The sequence below is a fragment of the Paenibacillus sp. 79R4 genome, from assembly GCF_013393165.1.
Taxonomy (GTDB): domain Bacteria; phylum Bacillota; class Bacilli; order Paenibacillales; family Paenibacillaceae; genus Fontibacillus.
On the sequence record NZ_QJOT01000012.1, the window covers coordinates 63,770 to 84,815 of the forward strand.

The following is a 21,046-nucleotide window of genomic DNA, read 5'->3' on the forward strand; positions in this document are numbered from 1 at the left end:
GGCATAGCATCCCGGGATGACCCATGATTTATGCATAACGCTTACTGATTCTTCTTTTCCATCGCCGCCTTGAGCAGCTCTCCCAGATTATTGCCGGCCGGCTCCTGCTTCGCATATTGCTTGACCAGCTTCTGCTGCTCCCGCTTATTGATATGCTTCGAATCCTTATTCATTACTTCCGTTATTCCGCAGGAGAGACACTGTACATATAGCCCCGCCTTGCCTTCCTTAAGCTCCATCTTCTTATGACATTGTGGGCAACGGCGATTGGACAATCTCTTCTCTCCGGAGCGTTTATAGCCGCAATCTTCATTCGGACAGATTAACAGCAGCCCCCGCTTCGTCTTCTTCTCCAACAATCTTGTCCCGCAATCCGGGCAATGGCTGTTCGAGACATTATGCGGCTTATAGGATGCCTCACTGTTCTTAACGCCCTTCACCAGGCTCTGCGCCATCTCGCGGATACCGCCCAGGAACGGTCCCGGTTTGCCTTGTCCGCGAGCGATCCGCTCGAGCTCCGCTTCCCAGCGCGCCGTCAGATCAGGGCTGCGCAAATCCGCCGGAGCCAGCTCAATCAATTGTTTCCCCTTGCCGGTTGGATGCAGCAAATTCCCCTGTCGCTCGATCGTATCCGAATTCACCAATTTCTCGATAATATCGGCGCGTGTCGCCGGTGTGCCAAGACCATGCTTCTCCATCTGCGTCAGGAGGGCTGCCTCGGTATAACGCTTTGGCGGCTGAGTACGTCCACTCTGAATTATGCAGCGCTTAACAGTGACGGCTTCCCCTTCCTTCAGCTCCGGAAGCGCAGCTCCGCTCTCCAGATCATCCTCGTCTTCCTCTCCGTCAAGAAGCGCCTCATCATAAGCGGCTCGCCAGCCGCTCTCCTTCATGGTAATACCCTTGGCATGCAAGGTCTCCCCGGCTACATCGATCTCTACGGCGACATTGTCATAGCGGGCAGGTGGATAAAATAAGCTGATGAACCTGCGCACGATCAGATCGTACAATCTGCGTTCCTCAGAGCTAAGCGCGTTCAGCAGCACGGTCTGCTCTGTCGGAATAATCGCATGGTGATCCGTGACCTTGCTATCATCAACAATCCGCTTCGACAAAGGCAGCGGTTTGCGAAGCAACGGCCGGGCTATCGCCGCATAAGGCCCGATGGCGACACTGATCAGTCTTTCTTTTAACGTATCAGCCATGTCTGAGGACAGATAACGTGAGTCCGTGCGCGGATAGGTAACCAGCTTATGCTGCTCATACAAGCGCTGCAATACATTGGATGTCTGTTTCGCCGAGAATCCGAGCATCCGGTTCGCATCCCGCTGCAGCTCCGTCAGATCATAAGCCAGCGGATGAGGGACATGCTTTTCCGTCTTTTTCAGCTTGACGATTTTACCGGTGCGTCCGCTTAGTTTATTTTGCAGGCTTTGTACTTTATCATTTTCGAAAATACGGGAATCGCCATTACTCCCCCGCCAAGTCGCTTCAAAATTGCCTAGGTCGGCGCGCAGAACGCTGTATTCCTCGGAACGGAACTTGAGGATCTCGTTCTCACGCTGCATGATCATCCCGAGCGTAGGAGTCTGTACACGCCCGGCCGACAAAGGCGAGCCAAATTTACAAGTCAAAGCTCTCGTGACATTCAAGCCAACCATCCAATCCGCCTCTGCACGACAGCGGGCCGAATGATACAACCGTTCGAACTGACTTCCCGGCTTGAGCGATGCGAACCCTTCCTTGATCGCCTTGTCCGTCTGCGACGATATCCACAACCGCTTGAACGGCTTGTTCCACTTCGCCATATCCATGATCCATCTCGCCAGCAGTTCTCCCTCGCGCGCCGCGTCGGTGGCGATGATCAGCTCCTCAATATCCTGCCTGCGCATAAGCTGCTGAACAGCCTTATACTGATGGCTGCTCTCTCTGAGCACTTTCAGCTTCATTTTGTCAGGGAGAATCGGCAGGTCCTCCAGCGACCAGTTGCTAAATTTTTTATCATAATCCTCAGGCTCAGCCAGTCCAACCAAATGGCCCAGCGCCCAAGTAACCACATACTTGCTTCCTTCAAAATGGCTCTTATGCTTCTCACGGCTGCCCATCACCCGCGCGATTTCACGCGCAACCGACGGTTTCTCCGCTAATACCAAAGTTTTCATATTGTAAAAGATGCACTCCCTTCCTCCCTCCATTATAGCATCTCATCCTGCCGGAATATAAATTCCCCTACCCTTTTTAATAATAGATAGACGTGGATACGGACAACCCGTTCGTGGAATTCGAGGTTGAGGAGGAATCGAGAACTACAACCTCCACAACAACGCTGGCACCAATCACCAATGCAGTGTTAATCGTTAAATTTGCCGCAGAGAGAGTACTCATGCCGCCCCGCTGCAGGACACCGTTCACATATAAATTGAAATATCCGTTCTCCGGCGGAACAACCAGTCCATTTGCAGGAACCGAGTTGCCTCCATCATCAGTGAAGCTGCTCGCCTGTACAACAGTCGTGCTTCCGATAATATTCCCCAGTACAATTCCTGCACTATAGCGATATACGGTTGGTATCGTATTCGTCGCCGTAGTGACGGTAACACCACCGCTGACAGTGCTCTGCGCCTGCAAATTCATTTTAATAACTGACATATGCTTTTCCCTCCTGCCATCTTCTGTAAATCTCCTTATTTTCGGAAAATTACTATAAAATATGATTGAATAACGTGCTTGGTTTGGACTTACGGTAAATTCATGCTTATTCCCGAGCAAAAACAGAAGACTCCTACACTAACATAGGAGTCTTCTCCGGATGGGTCACCTTGCCCGACTATTCCGGCCGTTATTTACTTCTCGAATTCAAGAAATAACAGATTCTGATACACATGTTTACTGAAAGGAAATTTGAAGCTTAAGCCAAAGCCAGTAGAATCGATACGAACTGCCTTCAATGCCGAAGACCTTACCGTGCTGCGGATGAGTGCAACTGCCAGCGGTTTATTATGACAACGAATGGCCCGGGCAAGTCGATCCGCGAAGGATCGCTGGCAAGCCAACCTGCAATAAAGAGGCAGGATTGCCCGTGTCACGGCACGGTGGGCAGCGGTCTCGAACTTGAATCGCGCGGTTCCTGGCGGGATCGTTACACCATTCGAATAGCTTGATTTGTGAATCGCAAATGAAATAAAATATCCGATCGCATTGGTTCCTAGTCCGTGTCTGCCCAACACAGGGGATACTTTACGCAACAGCTTTGTCAGCGCATGAAGATCAGCCGAGACGACAGCCCTGCTCCAGGCGGCCGCGTATTTTCGATTGCAGGCTATCGCTTCGTAGAAAGGCAGCATCTGACGTGCAATTCGCTGCAATACTGCTCCTGTCGGGGCGTGAACAGGCCGTCGCCTGCCCCTATGCTTCACCATTACATCATCTCCCTATAGTCCGATTTGGATCACGAAGTCGTTCAGAACTAACTCGACATCGAATCTTGAGTTCACCCGGGCCTAAAGCGGATAATTGCAAGATCATGTTTCCTACGGAAACACCTCAAATGCTCACGTACCCACTACAGCCGTTCGCTCCTCGCTCCCCAGTTTCATGCAACTGTAGCGTTTTGAACCAACGCACATCAGGAGCAAACCTCGGTGCTGAAAACCGGACTTTTCTAGACTGCTATATTGTATGGAAATGCCTATAAAATGGACTGGGCTCATTGCATTTAGTATGGGATTACATGCTAAATACCCTGGGCTGGACAACAGCCTATTCTGATTGCTATGCTATTTCAAGTGCTGCAGACAAGAGTATTCATTCAGGAGAGAAGAAGGAGAACGGGGATTATGCCGATAAATAGACGCCTTAACACGGATCAGGACTTCCAGGATGCGCTGGACCGCCAGCTGCGGATTCGCGTATTTCACAATAGTCATATGGTTGAGAGCGGAGCGATCATCGTCCGCTTTACCGAGGATAAGATTATTACTCAGACCAGCGTTAGCGATCTCACCTATCATTCGCGTCAAGAATGCGAGTTTTTTGAATTAAAGAAGTCATAGCGGCGGCGTAAGCCTGCGATTTGCTTAATGTAAAAAATCAGACGTCCTGGCAGGAAAAAATCCCGCCTGGACCGCCTGATGATAAGGTGTTAGCCTGTTAGCTTTTTACTATTAAATTAAATCAATCTATAGCCAGCGGGGAGAGTGCCGCTGCTGCGGATATCGCGAATTTGCTGCAAGGTCAGACGCTGATTGGTCGATATAATCGATTCAACGTCATTCCCTGAGATCAAATCATCCAAATCGGCAATACTGCGATTGCCACGATACACACGGAAATTGCCTCTGAACCGCGTCCTAGTAAACAACACCAGAGTTGCGTTGCTGCTCGTAGAGAAAAAGCGCAGACTCTCGATCCCATCAAGGATGTTATCCGTATTACGGATGCCCAAATTTCCTGTATAAACTCGGCTGGCTCCCCGGAAGTTCTCTTCGCTGTAAACTGTTAACCTCGGATAAGTTTGCGATACATGTACTTGTTTCATGCTGATGCTCCCTTCTCTTTTTGCTAATCTATCTTATTAAGAGAAAGAAGCATTGGTATAAACCAATCCCCCGCAATCTGCAAAATGATGCAAATGAATCAGGGGATATGCATCGCATCATAACTAAGCCGCCGTCCCCGGATCCGCACGGTTCGCGAGATCAGACACCGGCTCGTCCTTCCCGAACCGAATGAATATCGCCACACCGCACAAAATAACGAATCCAGCCCCCAGCTGAAGGAAGCCAAGTCTCTCTTTCAGCAATAACCAGGCCAGCAAAGAGGCAAAAACCGGCTCCCCCAATACAGCCATGGACACAGCAGCCGCACTGATATATTTCATCAGCCAGTTGAACAGATAATGGCCGAATAAGGTCGGCACTACAGCCAGCAGGAGGAAAATTCCCCATTCTCTCGGCGCATAACCCGTAAATGGAATATGACGAACCAGGTTATACCCTGCCAGAAAAGTCGCCGCGATGGCAAAAACCCAGAAATTATACACATAAGCACTCAAGCTCTTAAGTAAGTGCTTGCCGATCAGCATATGTACGGCTACCGCGACTGTTCCCAGAAGAGATAAAATATCCCCGCGAATCGCCTTCTCCGATAGCTGGAAATCCCCAATGCCTATAGCCAGTGAGCCGATAAGAGCGAGGCCGAGACCGATCAGCATGGCCCGGTTGATCCGGGCACCAAACAGAAAAAATGATCCGAACATCACGATAATCGGTTCTAAAGTTAGAATCACCGTTGAACTGGCTACGGTTGTCAGCTGCAAGGACCCCATCCACAACAGAAAATGCAGCCCTAGCATAAGTCCCGATGAGAGCAGCGTGAGCCATTGCCTGGAAGTCAACCGGAGCAATTCTTTACGATACTTCCATAGCAAAGAAAGCATTAGCAGATTTGTAAGATACAATCTGTACATCGCAATAATAGATACCTCAGCGGTAGACCAGCGCACAAAAATAGAAGAGAACGATATCGCTATGATCCCGATGATATAGAGTACTTCATATGACACAGATGATTTAACCCTGGAGTACATTTTAGCTTCCCTCGATCCAATAATATGTATATTTTACATGTCGGCACACCGCATTAAGCGGATACCTATCCTGGTCCCAGCAATGGATCTTAGTACGGCTTTCAGTCCGCCCCTTCGCTGGTCATACCCTGTTCACGCAATAATGCCCCACCAGATTTTAATGGCGGTTGCGGCGATTAGCACAGCTAATGCAACCCGAAGGTATTTTACATTCAAGTAACGACTGACATGAGCGCCGATCGGGGCTCCAATAACACTGCCGAATATCGTAAACGCCGTGGGCAGCAGCGGAATCCCTCCGCCGATGAGTTTGCCGGTTACACCGCCAATTGCCGAAATAAATACGATAGCCAGTGAAGAGGCTACCGTAACGCGGGTAGGGAGCTTCAGCACGGTCAGCATAATCGGAATTAAGATGAACGAGCCGCCTGCTCCTACTATCCCGGATACGATCCCGACCAAGAGAGCTGCAACCGCAGCCGTAACCTGGTTATAGGAAATGGCCCGGAGGTCCGTATCTTCCCTGCTGCCCCGATTCGGCACCATCATCATCACAGCCGCCAGCACGGCCAGCACGCCGTATATGATATTAATCGTCTCGCTTGGTAAATATTTAGAGCTAACACTGCCTGCCAAGCTGCCGATCAAGATACTGATCCCCATATTGCTGATAAGCCCTCTATGCATCAACGGCTTTTCATTCCTGGTCTGCTTCTTATAGGCCAAGACACCCGCCATAGACGAGAAGAATACCTGAAACATGCTGATTTCTGACACTTCTTTTGGGGTAAAGTTACCTACATGGAGTAGATCAGGAATATACAGCAGCAGCGGATAATTAATAATCGCCCCACCGATACCCAGCAAGCCGGAAAAAAATGAACCTATCAGGCCAATCAGAAACATAATGAAATATCCTGCTGTGTCCACGTATGTATACCTCCCAAGCTGCTCATAATATTTTGCACAAACGATATACGAACGAACCATGATGCGCTATAATAAACAAAACCAAGTAAATCAATGGGATAAATGTAGACGGAGGTGTTGTTGACATGCTTAGCAAACTCAAGTCCTTATTTCAGGACCGCTGTCCGGATTGTAATGAAAAGCTTCATGTCAAATCGGACTCACTTCGCTGCATCAAAAGTTGTCCCAACCAACATTATACCGAAGAGACATACTGTCACTTAAATATTCGCATCGTGTACCGCGATTAAATCCCGGTTCATTTTAACACTCTGCGTCCTAATGATACCGCCTCTTGTTTATTATGTACAGCATACTTCGTACGGCTAATTGCTTATGCGGCCTGGTTATTTTTTCTCTAATACAAACGGTGTATACTGGCATTATCATTATTTCTAAGAAGGCGGTGTTTTTCTATTATGAGCATTACAGTAAGCAAAGCTTGGGTGTTGGCACGAATGTATGAGCCCGATGTAACGATCGTGGATTGCCGCTTTGAATTAGGGCAGCCTGACGCAGGGCGGAAAGCTTATGAAGAAGAGCATATTCCCGGCGCAGTCTACCTGGATCTTGAACAGGATCTCTCCTCTCCAATAAGCGAGCATGGCGGTCGCCATCCGCTTCCTGAACCGGAACAGCTAAGCAAAACTCTGGCCAAAATTGGCATTACGCCTGAAACGCGGGTTATCGCCTATGACGACCAAGGCGGAATGTACGCCTCCCGATTATGGTGGCTGCTAAGTTATTTAGGACATAAGCAGGCCCATGTTATGAACGAGGGCTTCACGGCCTGGAAGAATGCCGATTTTCCGGTAACTGCTGATCAGCCGATCCGCGTGCCGGCAAGCTACACCTATAGCCTGCATCCCGAATTACTTGCCAGTATAGATGAGGTGCGCAGCGCGGCTGGAAATAGCGAGGTCATTCTCATTGATTCGCGTGATCCGCGCCGTTATCAAGGGTTAGAGGAAACGATGGATAAAGCGGCCGGTCATATTCCGGGAGCGAAAAATAAGTTCTGGAAGCTGCTCATCGAACAGGACGGAAAATGGCTGGCTTCCGATCAGCTGGCGGAGCATTACAAGGAATTTCCCGCTGACAAGGAAATTATCGTCTACTGCGGTTCGGGCGTCTCGGCTTGTCCGAATTTCATTGGACTGAAGGAAGCCGGGTACGAGAAGGTAAAGCTCTATGCGGGAAGCTGGAGCGACTGGGTTAGCTATGAGGAGAATCCGATCGCGACGGGTGAGGAATAGAGCCAATAGAGGTTAACAGAGTATTTCAAATAAGATTCAAGCTGAACAGACGAAGGCTGTAACGGGTCAGGAACAAAGGACCTGTTGCAGCCTCTTTTATTTTTTATTTAACCACTTGCAGACAAGAGGGAACGTAAACTTCACAATATTTGAGAGACATAGAGCAGTTTATTAGAAGAATAATGCCAGGTGAGCAGCTATAATGAAAACGCATTCAAAGGACATGTCCCTCTCTGGGTCGCGCATTTCAAAGCAGCTGCAATAGAGAAAGGAGGAGTAATGAAGAGACTTGCAACTAGGTGACTCCCGCTGACTGAATTAGGATTAATATCCGGCGCTAATGTACGTCTACAGAGATGACTTCAAGTGAGGATAAAAAGATTAAACGTTAAAGGAGACCGATGCATGAAATCTAAACGTTTTATTTCATCGTTCCTAGTTACGATCATGTTATTTACCTTAGTTGATATGAATTTGGTGCTCGCTGACGAGAACACGCCTATTAATAAGACGAATTATACCGCGACGGCGAATGGCGAGGCGAATAAGACTGCATCAAGCTTAATTACACTGGTCATTGAAGAACCTGTACCGGGATTAGTCGAAAGCGACATCACCATTTCAGACGGTACCGCCACTGCGGCCAAAGGAACTTTGACCGTGGTGAGCGGTTCGAACGACACCCAATATGAACTTGGGATCAACGGGGTTACCCTGGAAGGCACCATCCATCTCAAGATTACCAAGAACGGTGTAGTCGATGCAGAAAAAATCGTTGATGTTCACGGAATCCCGATCACCTATAACGTGATAAACGTTGGTGGTGCAGCGTTCGTGAGCGACAGTACCGCCATAAGGCTAACCTTCAACAAAGCCGTAGCCAATCTAGCAACGGAAGATATTCTTCTCAGCGCTGGTACGCCTGCCACGGTATCCAACTACGCAACCTCCACGGCGGAAAAAGGCTCGTTAACGAAGATCAGCGATACCGTATACGAGCTTGGGCTCACCAACATTACCAGAACAGGTACGCTTGGTATCGAGATCCATAAAATCGGAATAGAGACTGCTAAGAAAAATGTGATTGTCAACGCAAAGGTTGATAAGACAGCCCTGCAACCTACGCCGCCCCGCGACTATTTCCAGCAGAATATCACTAACTTGCCGAAGACATCGGGCCTAAACGACCTGTTCGAGTTCCTGGATCCCAGCGCCGGCACAAACGGCCGGGTAGAATCCGAGACCGATTGGTCAGAGCGCAGGGAGGAGCTTAGAGACCTGATTCAGTACTACTACTATGGAAGAAAATACCCGACCCCCAAGAGCGCCATCACGGTAAATGCCCCTACTAACCAGGTCAATGTCACCATCAACGATAATGGAAAGAACGTAAGCGGGAGCCTTGGCAATGTTACTGTTCCTTCGGGAAATGCACCTGAAGGCGGCTGGCCAGTCATTATCGCCTTCGGGTTTAGCCAGACGGCCATGGCGACCCAAAATGGCTACGCCGTAATTAATGTATCCAACTGGGGAAGCAGCAGAACCGGAAACTATTACAACCTCTACCCATTTAACCCCTACGAATATGATTTCAACACCGGTTCCATAATGACGGCAGCATGGACTGTATCCCGCATTATTGACGCAATGGAGCTTAGCGCCGAAGCGAACGGCGGTATAAATCAATGGAAGATCAACCCATATAAGTCGATTACAACCGGCGTATCCATTAACGGCAAATATGCTCTGATGTCAGCGGCCATGGACGACCGGGTTAGTGCGGCGGCGCCGGTAGATAGCGGACAGTCGGGCGTATCCAGCTTCCGTTACATCGCCGAAGGCAAACTGTTCTACTACAATTCGCCGTTAGACCGCATCTATCGCAGGAATCAAAAAGGCCTCAACAGCATCCAGTACTCCGGCGAATCATTCTGGATGGGCCTTGGAACAGCGGCCGGATTCCATCGCCAGACAGATATGGACTATATGCCATTTGACTCGCATGCTGTTGAAGCTTTGATGGCCCCGCGGCCGCTTATCGCCTTTGCCGCAGACAACAACTTTGACTGGACGACTCCGCCCTCCTCCGTCATGGCGATAAGTGCCGCAAAGGAAGTCTACGAATTTTTGGGCAGTGACAATATTGCCGTGCGCGTGCGCGATGGCGCCCATGCCATCCAGGACAGAGACGTGCCGTTCATGATTGCCGTCATGGACAAGGAATTCAGCGGCAAGCCGCTGGAAGTCAGGGATCTTTATCCGAACAGCAATCCGCCGAGCTACGGCATGGGCGTCTACGACAAAATCTCTGACATGACAGTTTATCCGTACGATATCGATAGTTCCTACCTCCGCTGGTCCCGCCCGGGCAAATATACGCTGTGGACCGACAACGAGATTGTTACCGAAGGCATCCCCGCCACAATCAAGGTTCACTCTGACGACACCAAGGTGAAACTAACGATTCTAGATGCGGCTAACAAACCGACGAACGACACCTGGACAGCGGATGTAGTGGACGGCATAGCGGAGTTTAAACTGACGGAGAACCAGGTTAAGATCGGGCGTTATGAAATTACAACCTTAGGTGCCGCGAAGGACAGCAAGACGGTATACTTCCAAGGCGTCGACTTGGCCACTGCACTGCGACATGGCACCGCCAGGAACGACAACGGCGCAGCCGTAATGTATGGCTTCACCAGCAAGATCAATAAAGATTTGATAGAAGTCTACGCCGACGGCAACAAGCTAACGCAATCCTTCCAGGAGGATACGGAGCAGGCTTGGATTCTCAATTACGGCGTAACGACCAACCCCAATGAGAACAACCGTATACCGAATAATTCCTTCAATATCATTACGCTGAAAAAGCTGCAAATGGAGGCTATGCCCGGCAGCACGTTTGAAGTCTCCATCGACAAGTCTAAGCTCGCAAACAATCAGGAAACTGTCAGCTGGAATGCCTCGGCAGCGGTACAGAAGATCGGTCCTCAGCCGGACTGGCCGCCACAACCCAACAGCCAGACGGATGATGGAACACGTCCATTGCTCCCGGCGACAAAGACCAACTTTAATGCTGTTGTCGCCTTCAATTTAAATGAATCAGCGGATTTGGCTGCTGGAGATACGCTGAAGATTACTTTCAGCGAGCCGATGTCCAAGGGAGATTTCGGTATCGGCTTTGATTTCTCCGACGACTTCACGCTCAAATGGGCAGCGGACAATAAAGCAGTCGAAGTGGTATTTAACGATGTTACCAAAAATAAAGGTGAAGTTTGCAACCTATACATCATGCGGCTGAGCGATGCTGCGGGCAATATGATTGCGGCTCCCATACACCATTCATTCACCCTTGAGTCCGATTCAAATGTCATTTATCATGAGGGTTTTGAAAATGGAAACACGCTGCAGCAGAACGGCGATGCAACTGTTAGCCGGACGCAGGAATACGCCGCGGCAGGAAGCAGCAGTCTGAGTGTCGCACCTACAGCGGCGAACAACTATTCTGGGGTCGCCCTGCGCAATAACTCGCTCACGACGCCGATGCTGCCCGGCGGCAAGTATAAGCTGACCGCGAAGGCGCTGAGCGCAAAAGACGCCACCTTGGGCGTTCGCGTTGAAACCAAGGATAATACGGGTAAAGATACGTATGGTACTGTTGGAAAAAGCACAGTGAATCTGCTGGCTGGCCAGTGGGCCGATGTTGCTCTTGAATTCACTGTACCGGCAGACCATCAGTCGGTTAGCGCCATTGTGTTTCATAATGACGCTCAAATCCAGGGTCTTACCTTCTATCTGGATGAGGTGAAGCTGCAAGTAATCAGCCCGCCTCCGTCTGTGGAAGAACCAGAAATCAAGGAGCTGCTGCATTACAACTTCGACAATGAAGCAGAGCAGGGAAGCCTCTTTACATCGGCTGCTTCCTCAAACATCGAGTGGATCAATCAATCCGGTATTGGGAAGAACGATGACACCGTATTGAAGGTAACGCATATTCCTGGCACAAGCTATACCAGCGCTGACAACGCTGTTCGATTGACCTTGGCCGAGCCGCTTCCTGCCGGTGGAGTTTATAATATCTCCGTCTGGATTTATGCACCGGCTGCCGGCAACGAAGGCAAAGGAGTGCTTACCGGGCCTGGTGTGGTACTCAATCAGGATTACGCCAATAGTGCATACAAGCTCCCGAGCAGCCCCGGGACCCTTCCGATCGATCAATGGAAAGAAGTAAATGTCCAAACACCTCTAATGGAAAATCCGCTGCAATCAATCGATTTCCGGCTGGTTGTCAACGATGCGGCTAACCATGCCGAAGTATGGTACATCGACCAGATTGTTATTAGCCAAGTGGGCGATTTGAAGGAGATTCCTAAGTGGGATCTGACATTGCCTTCTATCGCAGATACCTATAGCCAATACTTCATGATCGGCAATGTGATGAGTGCCGGTCAGACGACAGATGCCGGGAATACGGCGATGTATGAGCATCACTACAATATCATGACACCCGAGAATGACATGAAGCCACAGTATTTAAGCTCAGCCAAGGGCGTGTATAACTATTCAAATGCCGACACTTTGGTGGAGTGGGCGGAGGCAAATAACATCTTGGTTCATGGTCATACACTGGTCTGGCATTCCCAGTCGGCGCCTTGGTTGACCACGGACACAGATAACAAACCGCTTACCCGTGCAGAGGCCCAATCTAATATGAAGGACTATATCGACCATGTTGCCGGCCATTTCAAGGGCAAGCTTGCTTCTTGGGATGTGGTGAACGAAGCCTTTGACGGAGGCTTTGGCATTCCGACAGACTGGAAGACCGTGCTGCGCAAAAACTCACCGTGGTATATGGCCTATGAGAACGGTGCTGATGCAAGCAAGGGAGAGAGCGGCGCCGACTATATCTACGATGCGTTCGTGTTCGCGCGTCTGGCTGACCCCGGAGCTACTCTCTATTACAACGACTACAACGAGAATGAGCCCTGGAAGCGGGAAGCGATGGCGTTAATGGCCGAAGATCTCAACGAGAAGTGGAAGACGGATGCTCGCAATACCGAGCCTGGACGTTTGCTGGTGGAAGGCATCGGCATGCAAGCTCATTACTGGATCCAGAGCCTGAACCCTGACACGGTAGAAGCAAGTATTGCGCGCTTTGCCCAAGCAGGCGTGAAAGTTAGCATCACCGAGCTGGATATTCCTTCAACGGGAGCGCTCACGAAGGAAGACGAGGCTTTACAGGCTGAGCTATATGCGAAGCTATTCGTTATTTTCAAGAAGTACGCAAGCAGCATCGAACGCGTTACCTTCTGGGGCAAGGCAGACTCCCAGAGCTGGCGCGCTTCCGGCAGCCCCCTGCTCTTTGACAAGGCTTTGGCCGCCAAGCCGGCCTATTATGCGGTTATCGATCCCGAGAACTACCTGCATATTATCATGCCGGCTGCTCCAACTAATGTCTCCGCACAAGCAAAGAGCAGCAGCGAGATTGAGATCAGCTGGACGGCAGCAAATGCTGACGGCTACAATGTATACCGTTCCGATGCAGTGGATGGAGCTTACCGCAAGCTCAACTCCGTAACGGTTACCGAAGCTACCTATTTCAATACAGGTCTGGAAGCTAACACAACTTACTTCTACAAGGTGACATCGCTGAGCGGAGACTACGAATCCGAGATGTCGGAATATGCAGCAGCCACAACAGATTCAGATACTAAGGAGCCTGGAACACCTGCTGCACCAACTAATGTAAAAGCGGAGCCGAAAGGAACTAGCAGGATTGAGCTCAGTTGGACGGCGCCAGCCGATGCAGACGGCTATAACGTATACCGTTCCGATGCAGCGGATGGACCTTACCACAGACTCAATTCTCTAACGGTAACCGAAGCCACCTATGGCGACACGGGGCTGGAAGCGAGTTCAACCTACTTCTACAAGGTAACAGCTATAAAAGGAGAACTTGAATCCGAAAAGTCAGGATATGCCATGGCGACTACAGATGGGGAAACTAAAGTACCAGAAGCACCTGCCGCACCGACTAATATCTCTGCGCAAGCAAAGAGCAGCAGCGAGATTGAGATCAGCTGGGCGGCGTCGACCAATGCCACCGGCTACAATATATATCGCTCCACTTCTGTGAACGGCAACTACAGCAAGATCAATCCGCAATCGATTACGACAACCTGGTTCCGGAACAGCGGCTTAGCGGCATCGACTACCTACTATTATAAGTTGACGGCTGTCAATGAGGCCGGGGAATCCGAGCTATCTGCCACAGTACAAGCGACAACGAATAGCATAAGCACGAATCCGGGCTCTCCATCAACTTCAACATCTCCTTCGTCTCCAACACCATCGACAAACCCGGCTCCTGATCAATCCGGAGAGTTGAAGGCAGTGGTAGATTCAAGCGGCCATGCCAGAATCACAGTCAAAGCAGATGCTGTGAAGAAGGCGATATCCGAAGCAAAGGCTGGAACTATGGAGCTGCTTATACAAGGGGCTGAAGATGCCCGGCAGTTGACCTTCTCCATACCGATTGATCAGGTGAACATCGCCATAGAAGCCGGTATCATACGCATCAAGATTTCCTCCGGATTTGCTTCAGTGCAGCTGCCGGTGTCGTTATTTAAAGATGCTACTGGCAATGCAATGCTCGAATTGAACATGGCGAAGGTTGATAACCTTGCCCTAGCCGAAGATGTCCGCACGATCATTGGATTGAACACGGTGTATGACTTCACCTTGAACATTGACGGTGAGAAGATCAACAAGTTCAGCCAAGAACAATCCATGCGAATAGCTATACCGTACACGCTGAAGCCGGGCGAGAACCCGGTCCAGATTGTCATCTACTATCTGTCAGAGGATGGCAAGTTTGAAGTGATCAAGAACGGCCGTTATAGCAAGGACACGGGCATGGTGGAATTCAACGCGAAGTACTTCGGCAGATTTACCGCCATCGTTAATCCGGTGCAATTCAACGATACAAAAGCTATCACATGGGCGAGCGACAGCATCGACGGATTAGCAGCACGCGGAATCATAAACGGTGTGACGAAGAATTCATTCGCCCCGGGCAATTCCATTACAAGAGCTGAGTTTATTCAAATGTTAATGCTGACGCTTGACCTGAACCAGGCGAATGCGATAAGCTCCTTCACGGATATTGAGCAAGAGGCATGGTATTATAACTCGGTCGCTTCAGCTCAGCAGCTCGGTATCGTGTCCGGTCTAACCGATGGATCATTTGGCATCAATGACAAGATTACTCGTCAAGAGATGGCCGTAATGGCCTACCGGGCAATTCAGACGGCGGGGATTACATTAAATGAAGGTATAGCTCCTGCCGCTTTCTATGATGCGCAAGACATTGGAACCTACGCAAAAGAAGCAGTAGATTCAATGTCACAAGCAGGCATTATTAAAGGCATCGGCAATGACAAGTTCGACCCTAAGGGGGCCGCAACTCGCGCACAAGCAGCGGTTATCCTATATGATTTGTTGATGAAGTCTCTGTAACTTTAGCTGGTACTGACCCCGTCGGGCACCCTGCGGCTTCTTGTCTGCAGGGTGCTCTCTTGTAAATGAAGTCGCTTCGATCTGTGACGACTCAACAAGGAAAAACAATCAATATAGAGAATTTATTGATTAAGATATTTTGGAGTTTATAGAAGATGTCTCTAGAGGGAGGATTCACAATGAGAAAGAGTCTGAATCCAAAGCAGGCGAGTCTAACTCTACTGATAGTTTGCTGCATCCTTGTCGTCGCCGCTATTGGGTTGCACAACAAGCACTATTGGCCTTTTAAGAGAGCAGAGACAACAACGGCTGCCAACGCCCTTAATGAGGTAGCAGACCGCGTAGCGAAGCTGAAGCAGGCCGGAGATACTCCAACCCTGGAGCAGCTTGTCGATGCTTTTCAGCCCCTGGAGTTAATCGACGTACATAACCACGATGCCTCGGGCTCACGTTACTTCTCGATGCTTGAGCCCTGGAAGAGACTTCATATCAACAAAGTCGTTCTCTTCGGCGATGTATCCGAGCCCAGCGCGATCGGTACAGATGCTGTCGCCTGGTCAGCCTATCAGAGCTCTCCCGAGCAATTTCTCCCCTTCTTCTCAGGCTTCGACCTTCATGACGAAGGCAGTCTGGACGTCATTCGCAACAATCTGGAGCAGGGTTATTTCGGACTTGGCGAGATTGCCGCCGCCTCGACCTTCTCCCCCGTCGTATCCCGTGTGGCCTGGAAGGCCTCGGACCCTATGGATGGGTTCCTGCCTGACATCTATGAACTCCTTGCGACTTATAAAGCCCCCATTCTGCTTCATATTGATCCGCCCAACGGCTATCCGATTCTCAAGCTGGAAGAAGCACTGGAGGCCTACCCGAACACAACCTTTATCTTTGGTCATATGAACGCCTACAGCTCACCAGAGGAGATCGATCGTCTACTTGGCAAGCATTCGAATCTATATGCTGACTTTTTCGCCGGGTTCTCCGTCTATAATCCCGAAGGGGGAGGGCATCCCGAAAATTTTATACCGATAATGAGGAAATATCCGGAGCGCTTCATGCTCAGTACGGACTCGGGCTATGGCATTGGAAGCGAGGAACAGGCCATCGACGCGATGTATCGAATTCTGTACCTGCTGGATGACCCGGAGCTTGCCAGGAAGATTGCGCATGACAATATGATGGAACTTATTCAGGCGCAGCCAGCAACAATGACGCAGCTGGCTGCCATTCGGAAGCTGGTGGCCGATAGCGGGGAGACTTATAACTACGACAAAATGTCGAAGCTGGAAGCTGGAGAAATACTGGCTAATGCCGGGAAGCGATAATGCTATGAGAAGACCACGTTGAATGCAAGATAGAGAGCTGTAACAGGTTCTGATGGACAAGCTGTTGCAGCTCTCTTTGAGGCTTAAGCAATTACAGATGGGATCCGCCGCTGGCATCAATGAACTGACCTGTTACCCAACGGCTGTCCGATGAGGCAAGAAAAGCAGCAATATCCGCAACATCTTCAGGTTCCCCCCATCTATTGAAGGCTGAGAGACCAGCGGCATATTTCTGTCCATCCGGATTTTGTAGCGTTGCGGCATTCATCTCTGTATTAATAATGCCAGGTCGAATGGCGTTCACTGTAATATTGCGTCCTCCCAGTTGCTGTGCCAAAGCCAGCGTAAGCACGTCAATCGCCCCCTTCGACATACTGTAAGTAAAGACGCTAGGGGAGGCTACACGTGTGACAAATGAGGATACATTGATAATACGTCCTCCATCCCTCAGGCGCGGCAACACTTGTCGGGTCACAAAAAACGGCGCTTTAACATTCATGTTCATGACTTCATCATAAGATTCTTCCGTAGCCTCTTCTAAGGTCAAGATTTGACCGACTCCAGCGTTGTTTACCAGAATATCCAGCCGATTATCGCCGGTACGTTCCCGCAGGGCCTCATCCAAGGACACATATAGATCATAAATCCCGTTAAGCGTTCTTAAGTCAGCGCCGATTGCGATTGCAGCTCCTCCCCTCTGCTTGATCTTATCAACTACTTCTTCCGCTTCATTTTGCCTGGTTCCATAGTGTACGACAACGAACGCGCCCTCCTGTGCCAGACGCAAAGCAATGCCGCGACCGATCCCCCGGCTTGCACCGGTTACTAAAGCAATTTTTCCATCTAATTTACCCATTTCCTCATCTCCTAATATCGAATTCATGTCTATTTATATCATGGGGCGATATTGGAAATGTTGCTCTCTCATTAGGCATTCATTCCGCCTATAAATATGTGGTAGAATAATCATGGTTATTGATAAGAACTAGAGAAAGGGCGACATAGATTGGCACAATTATTTTTCAAATACGGGGCAATGAATAGCGGCAAATCGATTGAAATTTTGAAGGTGGCCCATAACTACGAGGAGCAGAACAAACCTGTACTTATTTTTACTCCTGCTGTTGATGATCGGGATGAGGTCGGCTTCGTGTCCTCTCGGATCGGGCTGCGCCGGCAAGCCATTCCGATGAACAAGGATACGGACATTTTCGACATCGTTAAAAGCCATAGCCCTCGGCTCTATTGCGTATTGGTCGATGAATGCCAATTCCTGGGTGAGGACAGTATCAAGCAACTAGTCCGGATCGTTGACGAACTGGATATTCCGGTAATGGCGTTCGGGCTGAAAAATGATTTCCAGAATCACCTGTTTGAGGGCAGCCGCCAACTGCTTATCTACGCGGATAAGATTGAAGAAATGAAGACGATCTGCTGGTTCTGTGCGCGCAAGGCAACGATGAATTTGCGGGTAGAGAACGGTAAGCCTGTCTATACCGGTGAGCAAATTCAAATCGGCGGCAACGAATCATACTATCCTGTATGCCGTAAATGCCACGCAAACCCACCGCTATAAGACTCTAGCGAAACTACGGAGCGTTATTGGCACCAGTTTCGACAGCTAAAATCCTACGTAACTGCCGACCGCTATTGGCGCCATTGGCGGCAACTAAAATCTAATAAAACTACGGATCGCTATTGGCGCCAGTTGGTGGTAGCTAATTTCTTACGAAACTGCGGGCCGTTATTGTCGCCAGTTAGCGGCAACTAAATTCTAACGAAACTACAGATCGCTATTAGCGCCAATTTGGGACTAAATAAATTCTAACGAAACTACAGATCGTTATTTACAGAAAATAGGGCGTCTGGTCCACTTATGTAAACCAATAGCGATACCCAGTTTCGTTAGAATTTTAGAGAACTGTTTTGAGCACAAATAGCGATACCCAGTTTCGTTAGAGCTAGCAGGCAGGGTCAGACTATGCCGGATTCGAAAAGTCTCGCCCACTTGTCAAGAATCTAACGAAACTCCAGAGCGCTATTTGCTCGAAAATAGGGGCAGAAGATATCTAACGAAACCTCATATCGTTATTCGCGGGAAATCGAGGCTTTTCGCGCCAAAATGGACTAAATAACGATCCACAGTTTCGTTAAAATTCCCAAGAGCCTTTTTGTTCCTGAATAACGCTCCACAGTTTCGTTAGAGCTAGCAGGCAGGGTCAGACTATGCCGGATCGAAAAGTCTCGCCCACTGTCAAGAATCTAACGAAACTCCAGAGCGCTATTTGCTCGAAAATAAGGGCAGAAGATATCTAACGAAACCTCATATCGTTATTCAGGGGAAATCGAGGCTTTTCGCGCCAAAATGGACTAAATAACGATTCCCAGTTTCGTTAAAATTCCCAAGGGCCTTTTTGTTCCTGAATAACGCTCCACAGTTTCGTTAGAGCTAGCAGGCAGGGTCAGACTATGCCGGATTCGAAAAGTCTCGCCCACTGTCAAGAATCTAACGAAACTCCAGAGCGCTATTTGCTCGAAAATAGGGGCAGAAGATATCTAACGAAACCTCATATCGTTATTCGCGGCAAATCGAGGCTTTTCGCGCCAAAATGGACTAAATAACGATCCACAGTTTCGTTAAAATTCCCAAGAGCCTTTTTGTTCCTGAATAACGATCCACAGTTTCGTTAGAGCTAATAAAAGAAGGAGCAGGGCTAATAAGCCTGCTCCTTCTTTTATTAATCCATATCGTAAATGGTACCTACCTTCAGTCCGTACAGCTCATTATAGATTTTTTCTGCATAAGCGTCTGTCATGCCTGCGATATAGTCGATGATCATATGCTCCCAGGTCCATATCGGCTTCTCCCTTGCCTGATCGCGGTCGAAGCGACGCAGCCAGTCGCCCGGGATGATCGACTTGGACGTCTCTGGATCGACAAACGCGTCCCATAACCGCTTGATAACCCAAGCGCTGCGCTTCTGCAGCCGCTGTACGCGCAAGTCACGGATCATCGTTACCCATGCGAAGCTTTTCAGCACGCTTACTGTACGCAGCATATCCTCATCCTCCCGTCCCTCCTTGACGAAAGTCACCTTTTGCCAATTGCCATCCGAGACAACGCCAAGGCTGGAGACGAATAAACTGACCCAATAGGCCTTCACCTCGCGACGTGTCCGGGAATAATCATGACCACAAATCGGCATTTTCTCATTCCAGACTCGCAGGAACGAATCCAGCACCTCTTCGACCTTCACCTGGATTTTCTCCGGGACCCAGCCCACCCAGAAGAAATCCTCCAGCGTCATAATCTTCTCGACAATCAGTCGTTGAATATTCGAATCCTTGAGAAAATGCTCATGCACCTCAATTTTTCCCGCTTTGATGCCGTCCTCCAGATCATGTGCCGAATAGGCGATATCGTCGCATAAATCCATCAGCTGCGCTTCGAACGTTTTTTTACCTTTGGGAATCCCCCAACGATCACGAATGTAAGAAATATACTCCCACTCGTGCAGGTAGAGGCCCTTTTTATTAACGGTGCCAGGGTAAGGGTATTTATTCGTCCCAAGCAGTACCGCGTCAGACAAGTTCAGTCCGTCGATATTCTCCCGCTTCTCCAGGAACATCATCAGCCGGAAATTGTGGGCATTCCCTTCAAAATGCTCATACTTCCGCCTTACAGCTTCCCGGACCCTTTGTTCTTCCTCAGGGCTTGGGCTGCTGTTCTTCAAGGCCTGCCCGATTTTCTCTTCCACCAGCTTCTCCAATATATGGTCCAGCACCTCTTCACCTTTGTGTCCAAAGGGAGGGTGCCCGAAATCATGGCAGATCGCCGCACACTCGACAACCTCCGGATCAATGATCAATCCGGGATGATCGGCCTGATCCAGGGCGACATCCGGGTAGGAGCGAAGCAAACTGCGCGCGGCTTCCCGAGCGATTTGCGCCACTTCCAGCGAATGTGTCAGCCGGGTCCGATAATAGTCACCGGTGCCCGCCCCAAATACCTGCGACTTGCCCTGCAGACGACGGAAGGTTGGCGAATGAATCAATCGCGAATAATCGCGTTCAAAGGTCGCGCGGCTCTTTTCCTGCCCGATATTGTCCGGGTACTGACGATGCTCCCTCATTTCCTGTATATTCATAAGTCTCGCACCCCTTCATTTCTTTGCTCTATTTATGTTATTGTAGCCACCACAGGGAGAAACTTAAAGCAAAAATTTAAAGCTATTCTACTCTCTATTTCTTCAACCCCTGTCCCTGTTCAAATCTTATCCTCTATAGTGAAATTGCGCCGAATAAACCAAGTACCCATAACGCTCGGCCCATACGATCGGCATAGACAGGAGCCCTTTCCAGTTGAGCAGGGCCGCCATCTTAAAAACAGGAAA

The 21,046-nt window shown here is 49.5% G+C and carries 13 protein-coding genes; 5 read left to right on the plus strand and 8 right to left on the minus strand.

The window, feature by feature from the left end; all coding sequences use genetic code 11:
* Nucleotides 1-41: 41 nt before the first annotated feature.
* The 3 genes from DMN77_RS17220 to DMN77_RS17230 all read right to left on the minus strand — a co-directional run bounded on the left by DMN77_RS17220 (nt 42) and on the right by DMN77_RS17230 (nt 3,419).
* On the minus strand, nt 42-2,162 hold the full coding sequence (locus DMN77_RS17220; protein WP_179015805.1) for a DNA topoisomerase III: 2,121 nt from the start codon (nt 2,160-2,162) through the stop codon (nt 42-44).
* A gap of 76 nt (nt 2,163-2,238) precedes the next feature.
* The gene (locus DMN77_RS17225) at nt 2,239-2,649 is read right to left on the minus strand and encodes a DUF4183 domain-containing protein (protein ID WP_068778266.1); all 411 of its coding nucleotides are present in this window, start codon (nt 2,647-2,649) and stop codon (nt 2,239-2,241) included.
* Nucleotides 2,650-2,843: 194 nt separating this feature from the next.
* Nucleotides 2,844-3,419, minus strand: a complete 576-nt coding sequence (locus tag DMN77_RS17230) for a hypothetical protein (RefSeq protein WP_068778267.1) — start codon at nt 3,417-3,419, stop codon at nt 2,844-2,846.
* Between the two features lie 417 nt (nt 3,420-3,836).
* Here DMN77_RS17230 and DMN77_RS17235 point away from each other — a divergent pair, with 417 nt between their 5' ends.
* Nucleotides 3,837-4,052 carry a hypothetical protein gene (locus tag DMN77_RS17235; RefSeq protein ID WP_068778268.1) on the plus strand — a complete coding sequence of 72 codons (216 nt, stop codon included), beginning with the start codon at nt 3,837-3,839 and terminating at the stop codon, nt 4,050-4,052.
* A 116-nt stretch (nt 4,053-4,168) separates the two neighbouring features.
* On the opposite strand, the gene DMN77_RS17240 is transcribed toward DMN77_RS17235, so the two are convergent.
* From DMN77_RS17240 to DMN77_RS17250, 3 genes are all read right to left on the minus strand, one after another.
* Nucleotides 4,169-4,537, minus strand: coding sequence for a hypothetical protein (locus DMN77_RS17240; protein ID WP_068778269.1), 369 nt, complete (start codon nt 4,535-4,537; stop codon nt 4,169-4,171).
* A gap of 123 nt (nt 4,538-4,660) precedes the next feature.
* A complete protein-coding gene (locus DMN77_RS17245; protein ID WP_179015806.1) occupies nt 4,661-5,587 on the minus strand; it encodes a DMT family transporter in 927 nt (308 codons plus the stop codon).
* Nucleotides 5,588-5,719: 132 nt separating this feature from the next.
* Nucleotides 5,720-6,517 carry a sulfite exporter TauE/SafE family protein gene (locus DMN77_RS17250; protein WP_372776115.1) on the minus strand — a complete coding sequence of 266 codons (798 nt, stop codon included), beginning with the start codon at nt 6,515-6,517 and terminating at the stop codon, nt 5,720-5,722.
* A 458-nt stretch (nt 6,518-6,975) separates the two neighbouring features.
* Here DMN77_RS17250 and DMN77_RS17255 point away from each other — a divergent pair, with 458 nt between their 5' ends.
* The 3 genes from DMN77_RS17255 to DMN77_RS17265 all read left to right on the plus strand — a co-directional run bounded on the left by DMN77_RS17255 (nt 6,976) and on the right by DMN77_RS17265 (nt 16,652).
* Nucleotides 6,976-7,812 (plus strand): sulfurtransferase, encoded by an 837-nt coding sequence (locus DMN77_RS17255; protein WP_068778271.1) that lies wholly within the window; start codon nt 6,976-6,978, stop codon nt 7,810-7,812.
* Nucleotides 7,813-8,217: 405 nt separating this feature from the next.
* On the plus strand, nt 8,218-15,330 hold the full coding sequence (locus tag DMN77_RS17260) for an endo-1,4-beta-xylanase (protein WP_179015808.1): 7,113 nt from the start codon (nt 8,218-8,220) through the stop codon (nt 15,328-15,330).
* Nucleotides 15,331-15,509: 179 nt separating this feature from the next.
* Nucleotides 15,510-16,652, plus strand: a complete 1,143-nt coding sequence (locus DMN77_RS17265) for an amidohydrolase family protein (protein WP_179015809.1) — start codon at nt 15,510-15,512, stop codon at nt 16,650-16,652.
* Nucleotides 16,653-16,743: 91 nt separating this feature from the next.
* On the opposite strand, the gene DMN77_RS17270 is transcribed toward DMN77_RS17265, so the two are convergent.
* On the minus strand, nt 16,744-17,508 hold the full coding sequence (locus tag DMN77_RS17270; protein WP_179015810.1) for an SDR family oxidoreductase: 765 nt from the start codon (nt 17,506-17,508) through the stop codon (nt 16,744-16,746).
* Between the two features lie 150 nt (nt 17,509-17,658).
* Here DMN77_RS17270 and DMN77_RS17275 point away from each other — a divergent pair, with 150 nt between their 5' ends.
* On the plus strand, nt 17,659-18,228 hold the full coding sequence (locus tag DMN77_RS17275; protein ID WP_179015811.1) for a thymidine kinase: 570 nt from the start codon (nt 17,659-17,661) through the stop codon (nt 18,226-18,228).
* A gap of 1,162 nt (nt 18,229-19,390) precedes the next feature.
* Here the strand turns inward: DMN77_RS17275 and DMN77_RS17280 are convergent.
* Nucleotides 19,391-20,800, minus strand: a complete 1,410-nt coding sequence (locus tag DMN77_RS17280) for a deoxyguanosinetriphosphate triphosphohydrolase family protein (RefSeq protein ID WP_068778276.1) — start codon at nt 20,798-20,800, stop codon at nt 19,391-19,393.
* Nucleotides 20,801-21,046: the final 246 nt, after the last annotated feature.